We start from the raw sequence: 18,300 nt of genomic DNA on the forward strand, positions 1-18,300 counted from the left end.
CAGGCGACGTGCATTCGGTGATGAATGACTGTCCACGACGCTTTTCATGAAAGGAGCGCGGCTTAACGGTCAGCTTCGACGTCTTACTACAAAACCCCGCTCCGGCGGGGTTTTTGCTTTCTGGCGCTGTCGGTCAGCCCCGGCTAGCGCTCGCCCTCCATACCCGCTTCACCGGACTGACTGAGCGGGGCCTGTTCAGTCAGCGGGCGATAGACCAGCGCGATTTATCGGTTACCCGAGGCTGCGGGCCTGATCTTCAGCAGTGGATTGCAGATTGGGATGCCGGTGGTGACGTTGCTGCTGGCGCTGAACCTGACGCTGGGCTTACTTAACCGCCTGACACCGCAACTCTCTATCTTTGTTATTGGCTTCCCCATCTCCATCACCCTGGGATTGGGGGCGCTGCTGCTGATGTATAACCTTCCGACCCTGTTTCAGGATCAGATGAATGAGATCTTCAGCGCGGTGAACAACATTCTGGTGGGGTTTCGCTGAGGGCGCGGGACGCCGCCGGGGTGAGACTCAGCCCCGCGCCACGGCGTGGGGCTGATGCCGCTTAATCGCGACCGTGCGGCTCATTCCAGTCAAACGCCGGGCCGAGAGAGATAACGCCGTGCGGGTTAATGGTTTTATGGCTGCAGTAGTAGTGATGACGAATATGCGGCAGACTGACCGTCTCCGCGATGCCCGGCATCTGATAGATGTCGCGCAGGAAACCGCTGAGATTCCGGAAATCACCAATCCGGTGACGATCGCATTTGAAATGCGTGACGTAAACCGGATCAAAACGCACCAGCGTGGTCCACAACCGCAGATCCGCTTCGGTCAGCTGATCGCCGGTCAGATAGCGGTGCTGGCCCAGAATCTGCTCCAGGCGCGACAGCGAGTGGAACAGGGCGGTGACGGCCTCGTCATAGGCGCTCTGTGAGGTCGCAAACCCCGCTTTGTAGACGCCGTTGTTCACCGTATCGTAGATCCAGCCGTTCAGCTCATCAATCTTCTCACGCAGGGCAACCGGGTAGTAATCCCCGGCGCGCGCACCCACCGCATCAAACGCACTGTTGAACATGCGAATGATATCGGCAGACTCGTTGCTGACGATGGTGTTCTGCTGCTTGTCCCACAGCACCGGCACTGTGACGCGACCGCTGTAGTGCGGATCGGCGTGCAGATAGAGCTGATAGAGGAAGTCATTCTGATAGAGTTTGTCGCCGGTTGCCTCCGGAAACGTATCGTCAAACGTCCAGCCATTCTCCAGCATCAGTGGATGCACCACCGAGACGTCGATCAGGTTATCCAGTCCCTTCAGCTGACGCATCAGCAGCGTGCGGTGCGCCCAGGGGCAGGCCAGCGAGACATAGAGATGATAGCGGTCGCGTTCGGCGGTAAACCCCGTCTTGCCTGTCGGGCCTGCGCTGCCATCGGCGGTCACCCAGTTACGGAAGGCGGACTCTGAGCGCTTAAAGCGTCCGCCGGTCGATTTGGTGTCGTACCAGGTGTCATGCCAGACACCGTCAATTAACTGTCCCATAATGGCTCCAAAGCAAACAGGGCGGGGAAATGTCCCCGCCCTGCTAAGTATATGTGGCATTACACGTTATGTGAGATTAGTGCGCAATCGCCTGCGGTTTTCTTTTGCTGATCAGGCGATCAATGCTGTATGCGCCCGGACCCACCAGACCCAGCACTAGGAAACCCCCGGCGATAGAGAGATTCTTCATGAACATCAGCTGGTTCACGCCTTCGGCAAAGTTACTGTGAAACAGGAACGCGGTCAGGATGGTGAAGCCGGCAGTGAACAGCGCGGTAAAACGGGTCAGGAAACCAAACAGGATAGCCAGACCGCCGCCAAACTCCAGCAGGATAACCAGCGGCAGCATAAAGCCGGGCACGCCCATCGCTTCCATATATTGCTGGGTGCCTGCATAACCGGTGATTTTGCCCCAGCCCGCGGTAATGAACAGGATTGGCATCAGGATGCGAGCCAGCAACAGACCAGTATCTTCGAATTTTTTCATCATTTACTCCAGCGTTATCAGTAGTGCAGGGCAGGCTGCCCGCAGGGTTTGTGCCCGCTGAAAGCAGTGATGCTTTTCATTGGGTTGATAGCTGGAGATGATAATCGCGGCGTGAAAAGGTTGTAAGCAGGAAAAACTGTCAGTGTTTTTCAGAAAAACTGATGAAGAAAGCCGGTCTTTTCAGGACCGGCTTTTCAGAGAGTTAACGCGGGGGCAGGGCGGACTTAATCATGCGCCAGGTACTCCAGGCACCAAATCCTCGCTTGGCCCAGCGCAGCAGCCGGTTGGGACTGCGAATCGAGTAGACGGCCAGCGCACTGCTGCCAATCGCCAGATAGCGACGTAAGCTCAGGAACGTGAACCAGCCACGATCGTACTGGGCGGTACTTTCCAGCCAGTCGCGCCGCGCCGCGCTTAAATCCAGCCGCTGCTGCTGCACGTGCTTAAGCAGTTCATGGATGCGTTCTTCACGCTCGCGGCGGCTCATCAGCGCTGCTCCTCAAGCAAATTACGGTCAGTCTCCAGCTCTTTACGCGTGTGGCGTAACAGCGTGGACTGACGGGATTTGTGAAGGGTCCAGAGTCCGAAGATAACCGCCAGCAGGAACAGAGTGCCGGTGGTGATCCCGATGGCCATCAGGCGATACTGCGCATCCACTGCCCAGATAATCAGCACCATCAGGCTCATCAGACCAAAGGCCGTGAACAGCATCGTCAGGCCCACCATCAACAGCAGCTGTATCAGGTTGGCTTTCTCATGCTCCAGTTCCACCACTGCCAGACGAACGCGCGTCTCGACCATGCCAACCAGCGTGGTGACAATACGCTGGCCGATGTTAATGACCCCTTTAGCCGGGCCGTGGTTCTGCTGTGAATCAGCCATAATCAGCGACGCGAAATGAGCATGCCCAGTGCGACGCCAATCGCTGCACCGATACCCACACCATGCCAGGGATTTTCACGCACGTAGCCTTCCGCCTTCTGCGCCGCTTCACGGGTTGTCGCCGCAAGGCGTTCGCCTGATTCACCCAGGCGCTCACGTGAGCTGTCCAGCGCCACACGCGCTTTATTACGAAGCTTATCCAGCTCCCCTTTCGATTTTTCAGTGCTGCTGCTCAGCACCTCTTCCAGGGTATCAGCCAGATTTTTCAGTTCAGCACGCAGATGTTCCGATGATGTGTCTTTAGACATAAAATACTCCTTTAACATCAGTAGATTAATTCCGATTAATAGGGCTCCGCCTGTAACTTTTTCAGCTCCCGGCGCGCTTCATCCAGTTTTTGTTGTCGCTTCGCAATCTTCTCCCTGTCGTGGCCCTCATCACGCTCTTCCCTGAGTTCGTGCTCGCGCTCAGCCACTTTCTGCTTCTGCGCGTTAATTCTTTCCAGATGGGCGGCTTCCAGCTTTTTGTCGCTGCAGTCCGCCTGGACTTCGGTCAGCGCCCGCTCAAGGCCGTTGACCCGGCGCAGATTGTTATGCTTCTGCGCCATCTCAATTTCGTGCTTAATGTCCTGCTCTTTCTGCTCGCACAGCGATTCGGCGGCCAGCAGTGAGCCAGACAGCGAAAAGAGGGCGACGCCCAGTAATAGGTGATATTTCATCCGTTTGGGTACCTTCCTTTGCGACCTGATTGTTCAGCAGCGGGATCAGATGTGGATCGCGGATGCTGAGAATCGACTCTCCGTTAAGCATAGACACGCAACGTAAAAAGTTCAAAGAAGACCGGGAGATAGAGAGGCTGTCAGGCCGCCACGCGATGCCGCGACGGCCTGAAAAGCAGGGACGGGGCGTATCAGGCCAGGGAAAGATGCTGAGCGTGATCGTGCTGCGCCACGATAAAGCCCTGTGGCAGCAGGCGGCGTAACACCTTTTGTGCCGCCAGACTCTGTTCTTCGCTGTCAAAGTGAATAATCAGTGCATCGCCCGCCGGGGTAATGCTTTTAATACGGATACCCTGCGCGCTGAGCTGCTGATAGAGATAAAAGCCATCGGGCAGAGTCGCGCCCGCATGGGAAACCCGGATCTGCACCACCGTCTCGTGCTGCATCAGGGCGGGAACCACGCAAAGCGCGATCAGCGCCAGCGCGCCCGCCATCAACCACGGCATCCACCGTTTTGGAATCGCCTGCAACGCTTTCATCACTCGGCTTTCCCGTTCTGATTCGCCTGACGTTTACGCCATAAAACGACCAGCGAACCTACCAGCCCGAAGACCAGCAGCGCCAGCGGCAGCATCATCAGGAAGAACATCATCTCATCTTCATAGCGCCGGAAAATCGGTGTTTTACCCAGAGCAAAGCCGATAACGGTCAGAATCACCACCCAGAGCAGCGCGCTGACCCAGTTGAAAAACTGAAAGCGGGCGTTGCTCAGACCGGACAGGCCGGCGATGGTAGGCAGCAGGGTGCGCACAAAGGCGATAAAGCGGCCAATCAGCAGGGCAGAGAGGCCGTGGCGGTGAAACAGGCTGTGCGCGCGCAGGTGGTACTGGGCGGGCAGATGGGAGAGCCATTTCTGTACCGTGGGGGTATTGCCGAGCCAGCGACCCTGGATATAGCTCACCCAGCAGCCCAGACTGGCCCCGGTGGTTAAAACCAGAATCGTTAAGGGGAAACTCATGGTGCCTTTGGCAATCAGCACGCCGACCAGAATCAGCAGACTGTCACCCGGCAGAAACGCGGCAGGAAGCAGGCCATTTTCCAGAAACAGAATCATGAACAGCACGCCGTAAATGGCCCATACCAGCGTGGGGTCGGAAAGGGTCTCGTAATCCTGTTGCCACAGGGCATGCAGCAACGCTTGCAGAATATCCATCAATCATTCCTGAACATCATTGTTAAACATGTCCCACAGGGACTTAAACGCAGACCGGCATGTCGTTATAAATTTTAGGAGCGCAGCCTGGGCGGGATTTTCCGGATCCTTCCAGAATTGATTGTTAAATCAGCGATTTTATAACCCCCTGTCTCAAAGGGTAATAAAAGGGCGATAACTGTAACAAAAATCACCTGTCTGAGACAGGAAAACTCGCTGACGAACAGGAGTTTTACCTTGTGAAACGGCGTGTAAAAAGGAGCTTTACATGACCTGACACTATTGCAGATTAACTGACCCTCACCGGCGCGTTCAGGCTGTTTAGCGGGCGTGGCTGGAGCCGTCAGGAAGGATGACCGGATTCTCACCGAACATGTATCGGTCGACATTAAATTCAAAATCATCCGCCGTCGCGTTAAACAGCATCTGTTTAGTATTTTCCAGATGTTGCCACATCGCCAGTTTGCTGGCGGCGGGATCTTTACGCATCAGGGCTTTGAGGATCTGATCGTGGTCGTCGCACCAGCTGAGAATGCTGCGCTGGTCGATGTGTTCGTGAAGTTTCAGCCAGTAGGGATTGTGCTGACGATGCAGCCACATTTTTTCAACGATGGCGGCTAACGCGCTGTTCTGCGTGGACTGGGCGATGCGGACATGAAACTGCATATCCCACTCTGAATCGCGGAAGTGATCTTCCTTACGGGCATTCTCCTGAATCGCCATCAGGTCGATGATGTCCTGTCGCGTCACCTGCGTGGCGGCAAACTCCGCCACGTTACTCTCAATCAGCTGACGTGCCTGCAGCAGTTCAAACGGACCGAACGTCGCGAACTCCAGCTGGCTGCTGGTCGGCGCGATGCGATTCTGCTGCTGGCTGGCAATGACGTGGATGCCCGACCCTTTACGGACCTCCACATAGCCTTCCACTTCCAGCATGATGATCGCTTCGCGCACCACGGTGCGGCTCACTTCCATCTCTTCGGCAATCAGACGTTCAGCGGGCAGCTTGTCACCGACCGGGTAGATCCCGGTTTCAATACGGCTTTTCAGCTCGCTGGCCAGCTTCTGGTAGAGTCGACGGGATTCGGTGAGGTCCATGGCACAGTCCTGATAGCAAAACAGATAAGTTGTTATACCACTTCAGGCGGCGGGAGGAAATGGGCTGGCGTATGCCAGCCCGGTGGGTTAGCTGCGAACGGCATTCGCAGGCGGCAGGGCGGCCTCAGCGCTCAGTTCGGCAACCGGTTTGTTTTTCAGTACGGTCCAGATCACCACCGCACCCAGCAGGTCGAACACCGCCAGCGCGGCAAACAGCGGGCTGAAGCCCAGCGTATCAGCCAGTGCGCCGACCACCAGCGCAAACATCGTACTGGCGGTCCAGGCTGCCATGCCGGTCAGGCCATTGGCCGTGGCAACCTCATTGCGGCCAAAAACGTCAGAGGAGAGGGTGATCAGCGCACCGGAAAGCGCCTGATGAGCAAACCCGCCCACACAGAGCAGCGCGATGGCGACATAGGGGCTGGTGAACAGGCCGATGGTGCCAGGCGCAATCATCAGGACCGCGCCCATCGTCACCACCAGCTTGCGGGAGACGATCAGGTTGACGCCAAACCAGCGCTGGAACAGCGGCGGCAGGTAGCCACCCAGAATGCAGCCGAAGTCCGCAAACAGCATCGGCATCCAGGCAAACATCGCAATCTCTTTGAGGTTAAAACCGTAAACCTTGAACATAAACAGCGGGATCCAGGCGTTAAAGGTGCCCCACGCCGGTTCGGCCAGAAAACGTGGCAGAGCAATCCCCCAGAACTGGCGGTTGCGGATAATCTCCAGCGCCGACATTTTGCGGGTGTTGCCGGTCTGATGCTGCGCCTCCTGACCGGAGATAATGTAATGGCGCTCCTCCTCACTCAGTTTCTTCTGCTGTTTCGGGTGTTTATAAAACAGCAGCCAGCACAGCGCCCAGACCATGCTCAGCACGCCGGTGATGATAAAGGCCATCTGCCAGCTGTGCGCCATGATGGCCCAGACCACCAGCGGCGGAGCCAGCATCGCGCCGATGGAGGAGCCGACGTTGAAGTAGCCGACCGCCACCGAACGCTCTTTGGCCGGAAACCATTCGCTGCTCGCCTTCAGGCCCGCCGGGATCATCGCGGCCTCAGCCGCCCCGACGGCACCGCGCGCCAGAGCAAAGCCGCCCCAGCTGCCCGCCATCGCCGTGGCCGCGCAGAAGATCGCCCACAATACGGCAAACACCGCATAGCCAATTTTGGTGCCGAGCAGATCGAGCACATAGCCTGCCACCGGCTGCATCAGTGTGTAGCAGGCCGAATAGGCCGCCACGATATAGGAGTACTGTTGCGTGGTGATATGCAGCTCGGTCTGTAGTGTCGGTGCCGCCACCGCAATCGTGTTGCGGGTCAGATAGCCCAGTACCGTGCCGAGCGTCACCAGCCCAATCATGTACCAGCGTAACCCTTTGATCTTACGCATCCTCTACCTCTTCCAGTTCTGTATGCGGTCATGCCGCTGTTGTTATCTGGAGCGGGACAGCACGTGATACTGCTCGGCTCACGCCCGCAGGTTCTGTGTCAGCAACCCCGTTTTTACCCTGCCATGTGTGGGTCGCCTGCGACCTCACGATGGGGCCAGAGCCTAACTTGTTATACAACTTTAAAAGTTGAGAGCCATCACAAAAACCCTTTCTGCGCTGTGGGATACTGGAAACCTGACAGATGACAGCCATTTAGCGCGCTGTGGGCGACAGAAATGTCCATGACGGCGGTGAGTGGCCGCGGTTTATGTGAGCAGGATCGCAAATAATTCCGTCACGGACCATAATTGGTATGATAACTTTGAGCCATACGTGGTTCAGCTGATGAGGATGTCTCTATGTCGCGTTTTATGACCGAGGATTTTTTACTGGATAGTGAATTCGCCCGTCGTCTCTACCACGACTATGCGAAGGATCAGCCGATTTTCGACTATCACTGCCACTTACCGCCGCAGCAGATTGCCGAAAATTATCGCTTTGCCAACCTTTATGACATCTGGCTGAAGGGCGATCACTATAAGTGGCGGGCGATGCGCGCCAACGGTGTGGCTGAGGCGTTCTGTACCGGGAACGCCAGCGATCGTGAGAAGTTTGATGCGTGGGCACGGACCGTACCGCACACCATCGGTAATCCGCTCTATCACTGGACGCACCTGGAGCTACGTCGTCCTTTCGGCATCACCGATACCCTGCTGTCTGAAAAAACCGCCGACAGCATCTGGCATCGCTGCAACGAGCTGCTGGCGCAGGACGCCTTTACCGCGCGTGGCATCATGCAGCAGATGAAGGTGAAAATGGTCGGCACCACGGACGATCCGCTGGATGACCTGCGCCATCATCGCGCCCTGGCAGAAGATGCCAGCTTCAGCGTGAAGGTGCTGCCGAGCTGGCGGCCGGACAAAGCCTTTAACATTGAAGCCGAAACCTTCCTGCCGTGGATCGGAGCGCTGGAGCAGCTGACCGACATCAGCGTGCAGCGTTTTGATGACCTGCGTCGGGCGCTGCATCAGCGGCTGGATCACTTTGCGGCGCACGGCTGTAAGGTGTCCGATCACGCACTGGATGTAGTCTGTTATGCCGACGCCGATGACGTCACGCTGGATAACATTCTGGCGCGCCGCCGCAGCGGCACCACGCCTACGCCACACGAGACGGCCCAGTTCAAAACCGCAGTGCTGGTCTGGCTGGGCAGCGAATATGCCCGTCGCGGCTGGGTGCAGCAGTATCACATTGGCGCGCTGCGCAACACGAACCCGCGTCAGTATCAGCTGCTGGGGCCGGACGTCGGCTTTGACTCGATCAACGATCAGCCGCTGGCCGAACCGCTGGCACGCCTGCTGGGCGCACAGAACCTCAATAACGCGCTGCCGAAAACCATTCTTTACTGCCTGAACCCGCGCGACAACGAAGTGCTGGCTACGATGGCGGGCAACTTCCAGGGCGAAGGAGAGGCGGGCAAAATGCAGTTCGGCTCCGCCTGGTGGTTCAACGACCAGCTGGATGGCATGCAGCGCCAGCTGACCCAGCTGTCGCAGATCGGACTGCTGAGTCGCTTTGTCGGGATGCTGACCGACAGCCGCAGCTTCCTCTCCTACACACGCCACGAATATTTCCGCCGCCTGCTGTGTCAGATGATCGGTCGCTGGGTAGACCAGGGTGAGGCGCCGGGCGATGAAGCCCTGTTAGGGCAGATGGTGCAGAACATCTGCTTTAACAACGCCCGCGATTACTTCGGCATTGAGCTGGGAGCCTGATGATGCAGAGGCTGAACCGCCGCGACTTTCCGGGCGCGCGCTATCGTGACCGGGTGATCCAGTTTGGCGAAGGCAATTTCCTGCGCGCCTTTATCGACTGGCAGATCGACTGGCTGAACGAGCATCAGGGCACCGATGCCGGGATCGTGGTGGTGCGGCCTCGTAACCGGGACGTCAGCGATACGCTGAATCAGCAGGAGGGACTCTACACCACGCTGATTCGCGGGCTGAACGCGCAGGGTGAGCCGGTCAGCGAAACCCGTCTCATCCGCAGTCTGAACCGTGAGATCCACCCTTATCAGCAGTTCGGCGACTTTATGGCGCTGGCGCAAAATCCTGACCTGCGCATGGTTTTCTCGAACACCACCGAGGCGGGTATCGCCTTTGCGGAGGCGGACCAGCTCACCGACCAGCCCGCCAGCAGCTTCCCGGGAAAACTGACGCAGCTGCTGTGGGCGCGCTACTCCCACTTCAGTGGGGCCAGCGACCGCGGCTGGCTGGTGGTGCCGTGCGAGCTGATTGACCACAACGGCGACACGCTGCGTGAGCAGGTGCTGCGCTACGCCGATCACTGGCATCTGCCGACCGAATTTAAAAGCTGGGTGCATCAGCACTGCGCTTTCTATAACACCCTCGTCGACCGCATCGTCACCGGGTTCCCGGCGGAGAGTGCGCAGCTGCAAAGCGAACTGGGCTATGAAGATCGCTATCTGGTGGCGGGCGAAGTCTACTACCAGTTTGTGATTCAGGGACCGTCGGCGCTGTTCAGTGAACTGAAGCTGGAGGCGCTGTCGCCGCAGGTGCGGCATGTGGACAACATCGCGCCCTATAAAGCGCAGAAGGTGGCGATCCTGAATGGTGCCCATACCGCGATGGTGCCGGTGGCGTTTCTGGCCGGTCTGGAGAGCGTGGGCGAGGCGATGGCCGATCCGGCTATTGCCGGGTTTGTGGCGTCGTTACTGCGCGAGGATGTCATCCCAACACTGGATCTGCCTGCTGCGGAGCTTCATGCCTTTGCCGATGCGGTTCTGCGCCGTTTCCGTAATCCCTTTATTCGCCATGCGCTGCTGTCGATTGCCCTGAACAGCATGACCAAATTCCGCACCCGTCTGCTGACGCCGCTGCTTACCGCACATCAGCAAACCGGGCAGTGGCCGGTGCACATTACCTTTGCGCTGGCGGCGCTGATCGCCTTTTATCGCGGCAGGCTCGCCGGAAAAGCGTGGCCGCTGCAGGATGATCCCCACTGGTTACAGCGCTATGCCGATGCCTGGCAGGCGCAGGAGAGCGGGGCGATGTCGCTGCAGCAGCTGGTGGAGAACGTGCTCAGTGATGCGCAGCACTGGGGCGAAGATTTAACCCGTCAGCCCGGGCTGGCTGAGACGGTTACCCGGCACCTGCAAAACATTACCGTCCACGGCGTTCGTGAGGCGCTGAGTCAACTGAGGTCACGCGATGCAAGACGCAATTAAAATCGATCCCCGCGACAATGTTGCCGTGGCGTTACGTGACTTAGCCGCGGGCGCGACGGTTGAGCTGCCACCACAGCGTGTGGTGCTGCATCAGGCCGTCGGGCGCGGGCATAAATTTGCCCTGCAGCCTGTCGGGCAGAATGAGTTGGTAATCAAATATGGCCTGCCGATTGGCCATGCCACGCAGCCGGTGGCGGCCGGAGAGCTGATCCACTCGCAGAATGCCCGCACCAATCTCAGCGATCTGGACCACTATGCATATCAGCCCGACGTCGTGACGCTGCCGCCGCAGCGTGGCGATCGCGAGGTGCAGATCTACCGGCGCGCCAGTGGCGAGGTCGGCATCCGCAACGAGCTCTGGATCCTGCCCACCGTCGGCTGCGTCAACGGCATTGCGCGTCAGATCCTGCAGCGTTTCCTGCAGGAGACGCAGCAGGCGGAAGATATTGATGGCGCGTTCCTGTTCAGCCACACCTTTGGCTGTTCGCAGCTGGGACAGGATCACGACAACACCCGCACCATGCTGCAAAACATGGTGCGGCATCCCAACGCGGGCGCGGTGCTGGTGATTGGTCTGGGGTGTGAGAACAATCAGGTCGATGTCTTCCGTGACACCCTCGGTGCTTTTGAAAGTGACCGGGTGGAATTTATGGTGTGTCAGCAGCATGACGATGAGGTGGAAGCCGGACTGGAACGTCTACATGCACTCTATCAGAAGATGCGTCACGATCGGCGTGAACCGGGCAGGCTCAGCGAGCTGAAGTTCGGGCTGGAGTGTGGCGGCTCGGACGGCTTCTCCGGCATCACGGCCAACCCGCTGCTGGGACGTTTCTCCGACCAGATGATCGCCAACGGCGGCACCACCGTGCTGACCGAGGTGCCGGAGATGTTTGGCGCGGAGCGGATTCTGATGAGCCGCTGTCGCGACGAGGAGACCTTCCATAAAACGGTCGCGATGATCAACGACTTCAAGCAGTACTTTATCGATCACCAGCAGCCGATCTATGAGAATCCCTCGCCGGGCAACAAGGCGGGTGGCATTACTACGCTGGAGGAGAAGTCGCTGGGGTGCACCCAGAAAGCGGGGCAGAGCCAGGTGGTCGATGTCCTGAAATATGGCGAGCGATTAACCACACCGGGGCTGAATCTGCTGAGTGCACCGGGCAACGATGCGGTCGCCACCAGCGCCCTGGCGGGTGCCGGATGCCACATGGTGCTGTTCAGTACCGGACGCGGCACGCCCTATGGGGGGTTTGTGCCTACGGTGAAGCTGGCGACGAATACGCCGCTGGCGGAGAAAAAACCGCACTGGATCGACTTTAATGCCGGACGGCTGATTGAGGGAATGAGCATGGAGGCGATGCTGGAAGATTTTGTCGATACCATCGTGGCGATTGCCAGCGGTCAGCCCACCAACAACGAAAAGAACGACTTCCGCGAGCTGGCTATTTTCAAAAGCGGGGTGACGTTATAATTTGCGGGCAAAAATGACGATCCAGAGGTCGTCATTACCGTCTGTTAATTCGGTGCACTTCGCGGGTGGCAGAGTCCGATCGCAAAGTCGCTTAAAGCATCCCTGCTCGCTCGGCCCGCGCCTTCCCTGGCGCGGGACGCTTTGCTCTTCGGACTCTGCCACCCACTCTTTGAACTGCTGAGCTATCTGAAAGATTAAGCCCGGCTGGTTTCGCGCTCCGCTTCTGCCTGACAGACAGCGGCGGTAAACAGAATATCCGTTGACGAGTTCAGCGCGGTTTCTGCCGAATCCTGCAGGACGCCGATAATAAAGCCGACAGCCACCACCTGCATCGCCAGGTCATTCGGAATACCAAACATGTTGCAGGCCACCGGGATCAGCAGCAGCGAACCGCCCGCCACACCCGATGCGCCACAGGCACAGAGGGAGGCTACCAGACTCAGCAGAATGGCAGTCGGCACATCAATGCTGATCCCCAGCGTATGCACCGCCGCCAGCGTCAGTACGGTAATGGTGATTGACGCGCCCGCCATACTGATGGTCGCGCCCAGCGGAATCGACACCGAATAGGTATCCTCATCCAGCTTCAGACGTTTCGCCAGCGCCATATTCACCGGAATGTTGGCGGCAGAACTGCGGGTAAAGAAGGCGGTGACGCCACTTTCGCGCAGACAGGTGAAGACCAGCGGATAGGGGTTACGGCGGATCTTCCAGAACACCAGCAGCGGGTTCACCACCAGCGCCATCAGCACCATACAACCCAGCAGCAGCGCCAGCAGATGCGCATACTGCCACAGCGCACCAAAGCCGGTGGAGGCCAGAATTGACGCCACCAGACCGAAAATACCGACAGGCGCACAGCGGATGACGCAGCGCACCAGCCAGGTCACGGCTTCGGACGCGTCATTAAGAAAGGCGCGGGTGGTGTCACTGCTGTGACGGAACGCCAGACCCAGACCAATCGCCCACACCAGAATACCGATGTAGTTCGCCTGCATCAGCGCGGTAATCGGATTCGACACCATGCTCATCAGCAGCCCGTGCAGGACTTCCGTGATGCCGGAAGGGGGAACGATTTCGGTACTCCCGACCGCCAGCGTCAGCGTCTGCGGGATCAGATGGCTGAACAGCACCGCGACCACTGCCGCGAAAAAGGTGCTCAGCAGGTAGAGCATGATAATCGGCCGGATATTGGTTTTCTGGCCCTGCTGGTGGTTCGCAATCGAGGCGATGACCAGCACCAGAACCAGTAAGGGGGCCACCGCTTTCAGCGCACTGACAAACAGTTCGCCCAGCAGGCCGACCGCTAACGCGGCATCGTGTGAGATCCAGGCGAGCGCGACACCGGCGACCAGCCCAATCATGATTTGCTTCACCAAGCTACCGGCGAGCAGCGTACCCAGACGTGCGGAGAGAGTTTTCTGCATAATAGTTTCTATATTTTGTCGCGAATGTAGTTTCAGGCGCGATGTTTTGCATCGGCTAAAACGGTTTGCCCGGCGGAGTATAAGGAAAAGATCGGACGAGAAAAGAGAAAGTTCTGCCGCTGTGGAGCGCGTCAGATTTTTATTATGCTGGATAGCGGAAGTGTGACAGAGGGATGAAACGGCGCGGCAGGCTGCCACAAAATAAAACAGGGGCATCCGCTGCCCCCGCAGGTAATTATGGTGCGAGCTTTTTCTGGTCTCTTTTGCGGTTAACCCAGGCATTAATCAGCAGGGTTGATGCCAGAATGACACCGACCACACTCAGCGAGATGCCGACCGGGATATGGTAGAGGTCGACAATCAGCATCTTAAAGCCGATGAACACCAGCACAATCGCCAGGCCATACTTCAGCATCGAGAAGCGCTCTGCCACGTTCGCCAGCAGGAAGTACATGGCACGCAGACCCAGAATGGCAAACAGGTTGGAGGTCAGGACGATGAACGGGTCGGTGGTGACGGCAAAGATCGCCGGAATACTGTCGACCGCAAAGATCACGTCGCTGAGTTCCACCATGATCAGCACCAGCAGCAGCGGTGTCGCAAACAGCACGCCGTTTTTGCGGGTAAAGAACTTCTCGCCGTCGAGATCGTCCGTCATGCGCAGATGCTTACGCAGCCAGCGCACCACCGGCTTGTCGCCTACTGCGCCATCATCCTCTTTCGCCAGCGCCATTTTCACCCCGGTAAACAGCAGGAAGGCACCGAACACATAGAGGATCCAGCTGAACTGGGTCACCAGCCAGCTACCGGCGAAGATCATGATGGTACGCAGCACGATAGCGCCTAATACCCCGTAGATCAGCACGCGACGCTGCAGGTTGGCCGGAATAGAGAAGTAGCTGAAGAGCATCAGCCAGACAAAGACGTTATCCACCGCCAGTGCTTTTTCCAGCACGTAACCGGTCAGGAAGGCGAGTGTCTGGGTGTTAGCCACCTCGCGTCCTGCGCTGCCTTCCAGATACCACCAGAAAGCGGCGCTGAACAGCAGTGAGACGGAAACCCAGATCAGCGACCAGATCGCCGCCTGTTTAAAAGACATGGTCTGCGCGCCGCGGCGTCCCTGCAACAGCAGGTCGATAGCCAGCATGATAAGCACCACAACCGCAAAGCTGCCCCAGAGTAAAGGTGTCCCCACAGTTTGCATATTCGTATCCTGTCTGAAAAATAAAAAAAACGGCTGAAGTCAGAAGACATCAGCCGCTTATTTTTGTGTAAGCAAACCTCGCCTTCCGGCAAGGTCTCACTTACAACACAGAAATCGATTCCGGGTTGCCTGACGACCGGATGCTTGCGCAACGTAGTGACGATCAATCAGATTACAAGTTACTCCCCTTTGCAGAAAGCTACGTTACGGTTTCACCGCCCAGGAAGCAACAGCTCGCAGACATATTTAGAAATATTTACACAACCGTCCGATCGGCCGGGAAGATAACACCGGTCTGCCGACGGATTTCAGTCAGCAGTGCCGCCGTGGTGCGTGAGATCGCAAGCCCGGGATGCGCCACCTGACGCTGCGCCACCAGCCGGGCAAATTCGGCCGCTTCATAACGCATCGTGTTGCTATGCTGTGGCTGACTTAGCACCTGCTTTTCTCCGCCGCGGGGCATAAAGGTCAGCTGCTGACACTCCGATAACTTCTCAATAAGCAGCGATCCGGCTTCTCCCTGAATCTCGCTGGGCAGGCTGGAGTCACTGACTTTCGAGTGCAGAATCGTCACGTCAAAATCGCCGTAGTCGAGCACCACCACCCCATGTCCGTCCACACCACTCTCAAGCAGCGTGGCGCTGGCCTGCACCCGCTGCGGCGCGCCCCACAGTGCCACCGCCGAGGCCAGGCAGTAATAACCGATATCCATGATTGAGCCGTTCGACCAGCGCGGATCAAAGGTGTTGGGGTTTTCACCATTGAGATAGCGCGGGTAGCGCGATGAATACTGACAGTAACTCAGCAGGGCTTTCCGCATCCGCCCCACGGCGGGCAGCGCCGCTTTTAAATGCAGGAAATTGGGCAGGCTGGCCGTTTTGAACGCCTCAAACAGCACCACCTGATGTTCCCGGGCGCAGGCGATCATCTGCTCCGCCTCGGCCAGATTGGAAGCCAGCGGCTTTTCACAGATGACATGCTTGCCGTGCGACATAAACAGCAGTGCCTGCTGGCAGTGCAGGGCGTTAGGGCTGGCAAGATAGACCGCATCGATCGCCGGGCTGGCGGCCAGGGCCTCCAGCGAGGTAAAGGTTGCCTGGCAGGGATAGTCGGCGATAAAGGCGTCCGCCTGCTGCTGACTGCGCGAATAGACCGCACAGAGTTGCATCCCGCCGGTTTCATGCGCGGCATCAATAAACTGGCGTGTTATCCAGTTTGTTCCCACAATGGCAAAACGAATCACGTTTTCTCTCCGGCAGCGGTAAAGCGGCAGAGTAACATCTCTCCGGCGCGGTGCAATGGGGAGGGGCGGGCAGGGATTGATCCTGCGATCCCGATTCCAATACTATGCGGGAGCGATGAATGTCAGGCACCAACCAGGGAGCGCAGGTGAAAGCAAGTAAGCACGCATTAAACTGGACCACACTGCTGATCGCCATTCCGGTCGGATGTGCCGCATCGCTGGTGACGCTGGCTTTTCGCGGCGTGATTGAACTGATCAACCATCTGCTGTTTGCCCGCAGCGGGGAGATCAGCGGGTTACTGCCGCTCTGGCCGTGGATTTTCTGGCCGCTGCTGGTGGGGGCTGGTGGTGTGCTGGCGGGCTTTTTTCTGCGTTATGCGGTCGCCATTGAGCAGCAGCAGACGGTGAAAACCGACTACCTTGAGGTGATCAACGCCCGGCTCGATGCGGTGCCGACCCGAACCTCACTGTTCCGCGCCTTGTCCTCCATCGCCAGTATCGGCAGCGGCGCGTCGATAGGGAAAGAGGGGCCGATGGTGCAGCTTTCGGCGCTGTGCGGCAGCGCGATTGGCCGCCTGCTGCCCGCCTCGCTTAACCTGAAAAACAGTGACGTGGTGGCGATGGCGGCGGCGGCGGGGCTTTCATCGGTCTACCATGCGCCGCTGGCTTCGGCTATCTTCGTCGCCGAAATCGCCTTCGGCATCTCCGCCCTGCAGCGGCTGATCCCGCTGATTATCGCCTCCGCCACGGCGGTGATGACCATGTGGACGCTGGGCTTTCGCAGCGCGCTCTACCCGCTGGCGGAGGCAAACTTTGCCATGGATCTCAGCAGCCTGCTGATGACGGTGCTGATTGGTTTGTGCGCCGGGCTGGCGGGCTGGCTGCTGATTAAGTGCATTGCCCGCAGTAAAGCGCTGTTCAGCCGGGTCGCCTCCCTGCCGCTGCGCCTCGGTGCAGGCGGAGTGGCCGTGGGCTTACTGGCACTGCTCTCGACCGATATCCTCGGCAACGGCTACGAAGTGATAGTGAAGGTGATGGCGGGCCACTATCTGCTGCCGGGTCTGTTGCTGCTGCTGCTGCTGAAAACCGTTGCCACCAGCCTCTCGGTGGGCTCGAATGCGGTCGGCGGGCTGTTTACGCCGTCACTGCTGATCGGCGCGCTGCTCGGCGTGATCCTGGCGACGCTGGGGGCGATGCTGCATCTGCCGCTCGGCAATGTGCTGCTCTATGCCGCTATTGGCATGGCGGCGGTGCTGGCGGCGGTCAGCCAGGCCCCGCTGATGGCGATGCTGATGGTGCTGGAGATGACCCTCAACAGCAGCCTGCTGTTTCCGCTGATGATCGCCACGGTGCTGGCCTCCATGGTGGTCTATCGGCTGCAATCGGCCAGCACCTACCCGGTAGTAAGCCATCACTTTACCCGTTCAGAAGCGAAATATGATTTCGATAACATGCGCATTGCCGAGCTGATTATTCCCGGCGCGGCGTTGCAGCCGGAAGCGTCGGTGGGGCAGGCGCTGGCGGTCAGTTCACTGAAGCGCGAGCGCTACGTCTATGTGATCAACGCCGGGGGGGCTTTCCTCGGCGTGGTCTCGATTCATGAGATTTCACGCCGGGTGCTGGCACAGGAGATCACCCTCGACTCGCCGGTGCAGTGCGTGATGGATCAGGATTTCCCGGTGATCTATCAGAACCAGAGCATGCGTGAAGGGTGGGAAGCCTTTGCCGCCGTCACGCTGGAGCGGTTGCCGGTGCTGAACAACCCCGCTGAGCGCCATTTTGAGGGCGCGCTGACCAAAACCAGTCTGATCCAGAAAGCGCAGGAGTTTCTTTAAGCCGCGTTGCCGCGCATCGCCTGGTCGGTCATCCAGAGCCGCGCATCAAATTCGAGCTGGTGGTAATCCGGCTCCATATGGCAGCAGAGCTGGTAAAACGCCTTATCGTGATCTTTCTCTTTCAGGTGAGCCAGCTCATGCACCACGATCATGCGCAGAAAAGGCTCCGGCGCGAGGCGGAAAAAGGTGGAGATACGGATTTCCGCTTTTGCCCGCAGTTTGCCGCCCTGCACGCGCGAGATAGCGGTATGCAGCCCCAGCGCATGCTTCATCACTTTAATTTTGTTGTCCCACACCACCTTACTGATCGGCGGCGCGTTGCGCATAAAGCGGTTTTTCAGCGCCTGGGTGTAGTCATACAGCGCCTTATCGCTCACGACATCGTGGGTATCGGGATAGCGTTCCTGCAGAAACGCGCCTAAGCGCTGATGGGTAATCAGGGTCTGCACCTGTTCAAGAAGGGGAGCAGGATAACCCTGAAGGTAGATGAGTGAGGACATTAGGGATTC

19 protein-coding genes are annotated in these 18,300 nt (G+C 58.3%); 5 read left to right on the top strand and 14 right to left on the bottom strand.

Annotated elements, in window-relative coordinates; all coding sequences use genetic code 11:
- The first annotated feature begins 267 nt into the window (after positions 1 to 267).
- Entirely contained in the window at positions 268 to 495 is a 228-nt protein-coding gene (locus OJ965_RS05405; RefSeq protein WP_050544646.1) for a flagellar biosynthetic protein FliR, read from the top strand.
- Positions 496 to 556: 61 nt separating this feature from the next.
- On the opposite strand, the gene OJ965_RS05410 is transcribed toward OJ965_RS05405, so the two are convergent.
- From OJ965_RS05410 to OJ965_RS05455, 10 genes are all read right to left on the bottom strand, one after another.
- On the bottom strand, positions 557 to 1,531 hold the full coding sequence (locus OJ965_RS05410) for a glutathione S-transferase family protein (protein WP_140924887.1): 975 nt from the start codon (positions 1,529 to 1,531) through the stop codon (positions 557 to 559).
- A gap of 76 nt (positions 1,532 to 1,607) precedes the next feature.
- Positions 1,608 to 2,018 (bottom strand): DoxX family protein, encoded by a 411-nt coding sequence (locus OJ965_RS05415; RefSeq protein WP_009087370.1) that lies wholly within the window; start codon positions 2,016 to 2,018, stop codon positions 1,608 to 1,610.
- Between the two features lie 202 nt (positions 2,019 to 2,220).
- Entirely contained in the window at positions 2,221 to 2,505 is a 285-nt protein-coding gene (locus OJ965_RS05420) for a YqjK-like family protein (RefSeq protein ID WP_009087368.1), read from the bottom strand.
- On the bottom strand, positions 2,505 to 2,900 hold the full coding sequence (locus OJ965_RS05425) for a phage holin family protein (RefSeq protein WP_009087366.1): 396 nt from the start codon (positions 2,898 to 2,900) through the stop codon (positions 2,505 to 2,507). The genes OJ965_RS05420 and OJ965_RS05425 overlap by 1 nt, the downstream gene beginning before the upstream one ends.
- 2 nt (positions 2,901 to 2,902) lie before the next feature.
- Positions 2,903 to 3,208, bottom strand: coding sequence for an ElaB/YgaM/YqjD family protein (locus tag OJ965_RS05430; RefSeq protein ID WP_009087364.1), 306 nt, complete (start codon positions 3,206 to 3,208; stop codon positions 2,903 to 2,905).
- Between the two features lie 35 nt (positions 3,209 to 3,243).
- The gene (locus tag OJ965_RS05435) at positions 3,244 to 3,618 is read right to left on the bottom strand and encodes a DUF1090 domain-containing protein (protein WP_009087362.1); all 375 of its coding nucleotides are present in this window, start codon (positions 3,616 to 3,618) and stop codon (positions 3,244 to 3,246) included.
- A 191-nt stretch (positions 3,619 to 3,809) separates the two neighbouring features.
- Positions 3,810 to 4,157 carry an EnvZ/OmpR regulon moderator MzrA gene (mzrA, locus tag OJ965_RS05440; RefSeq protein WP_009087359.1) on the bottom strand — a complete coding sequence of 116 codons (348 nt, stop codon included), beginning with the start codon at positions 4,155 to 4,157 and terminating at the stop codon, positions 3,810 to 3,812.
- The gene (locus OJ965_RS05445) at positions 4,157 to 4,831 is read right to left on the bottom strand and encodes a DedA family protein (protein ID WP_009087358.1); all 675 of its coding nucleotides are present in this window, start codon (positions 4,829 to 4,831) and stop codon (positions 4,157 to 4,159) included. Before OJ965_RS05445 ends, mzrA begins: the two co-directional genes overlap by 1 nt.
- A gap of 321 nt (positions 4,832 to 5,152) precedes the next feature.
- Positions 5,153 to 5,929: a transcriptional regulator ExuR gene (gene exuR, locus OJ965_RS05450; protein ID WP_009087356.1), complete on the bottom strand. Its 777-nt coding sequence runs from the start codon at positions 5,927 to 5,929 to the stop codon at positions 5,153 to 5,155.
- Between the two features lie 87 nt (positions 5,930 to 6,016).
- Positions 6,017 to 7,321, bottom strand: a complete 1,305-nt coding sequence (locus tag OJ965_RS05455; RefSeq protein ID WP_111208115.1) for an MFS transporter — start codon at positions 7,319 to 7,321, stop codon at positions 6,017 to 6,019.
- Positions 7,322 to 7,720: 399 nt separating this feature from the next.
- On the opposite strand from OJ965_RS05455, the gene uxaC reads away from it, so the two are divergent.
- Genes uxaC through OJ965_RS05470 form a run of 3 tightly spaced genes read left to right on the top strand, consistent with a single transcriptional unit; the run spans position 7,721 to position 12,082 of the window.
- Positions 7,721 to 9,136 carry a glucuronate isomerase gene (gene uxaC / locus OJ965_RS05460; RefSeq protein WP_111208116.1) on the top strand — a complete coding sequence of 472 codons (1,416 nt, stop codon included), beginning with the start codon at positions 7,721 to 7,723 and terminating at the stop codon, positions 9,134 to 9,136.
- Positions 9,137 to 9,138: 2 nt separating this feature from the next.
- Positions 9,139 to 10,608, top strand: coding sequence for a tagaturonate reductase (locus tag OJ965_RS05465; RefSeq protein WP_111208138.1), 1,470 nt, complete (start codon positions 9,139 to 9,141; stop codon positions 10,606 to 10,608).
- On the top strand, positions 10,592 to 12,082 hold the full coding sequence (locus OJ965_RS05470; RefSeq protein ID WP_111208117.1) for a UxaA family hydrolase: 1,491 nt from the start codon (positions 10,592 to 10,594) through the stop codon (positions 12,080 to 12,082). Before OJ965_RS05465 ends, OJ965_RS05470 begins: the two co-directional genes overlap by 17 nt.
- A 194-nt stretch (positions 12,083 to 12,276) precedes the next feature.
- Here the strand turns inward: OJ965_RS05470 and sstT are convergent, their stop codons facing one another.
- The 3 genes from sstT to OJ965_RS05485 all read right to left on the bottom strand — a co-directional run bounded on the left by sstT (position 12,277) and on the right by OJ965_RS05485 (position 15,956).
- A complete protein-coding gene (gene sstT / locus OJ965_RS05475) occupies positions 12,277 to 13,509 on the bottom strand; it encodes a serine/threonine transporter SstT (RefSeq protein WP_111208118.1) in 1,233 nt (410 codons plus the stop codon).
- A gap of 235 nt (positions 13,510 to 13,744) precedes the next feature.
- Positions 13,745 to 14,713, bottom strand: coding sequence for a TerC family protein (locus tag OJ965_RS05480; protein WP_046102583.1), 969 nt, complete (start codon positions 14,711 to 14,713; stop codon positions 13,745 to 13,747).
- A gap of 256 nt (positions 14,714 to 14,969) precedes the next feature.
- Positions 14,970 to 15,956: a Gfo/Idh/MocA family protein gene (locus OJ965_RS05485; RefSeq protein WP_111208119.1), complete on the bottom strand. Its 987-nt coding sequence runs from the start codon at positions 15,954 to 15,956 to the stop codon at positions 14,970 to 14,972.
- Positions 15,957 to 16,102: 146 nt separating this feature from the next.
- Here OJ965_RS05485 and OJ965_RS05490 point away from each other — a divergent pair, with 146 nt between their 5' ends.
- Positions 16,103 to 17,791, top strand: coding sequence for a chloride channel protein (locus OJ965_RS05490; protein WP_111208139.1), 1,689 nt, complete (start codon positions 16,103 to 16,105; stop codon positions 17,789 to 17,791).
- Here the strand turns inward: OJ965_RS05490 and OJ965_RS05495 are convergent.
- Positions 17,788 to 18,291 carry a M48 metallopeptidase family protein gene (locus OJ965_RS05495; RefSeq protein ID WP_009087337.1) on the bottom strand — a complete coding sequence of 168 codons (504 nt, stop codon included), beginning with the start codon at positions 18,289 to 18,291 and terminating at the stop codon, positions 17,788 to 17,790. The genes OJ965_RS05490 and OJ965_RS05495 overlap by 4 nt on opposite strands.
- Positions 18,292 to 18,300 lie beyond the last annotated feature (9 nt).

Origin of the sequence: Pantoea anthophila (assembly GCF_026104315.1) — a bacterium.
GTDB lineage: Bacteria > Pseudomonadota > Gammaproteobacteria > Enterobacterales > Enterobacteriaceae > Pantoea > Pantoea anthophila.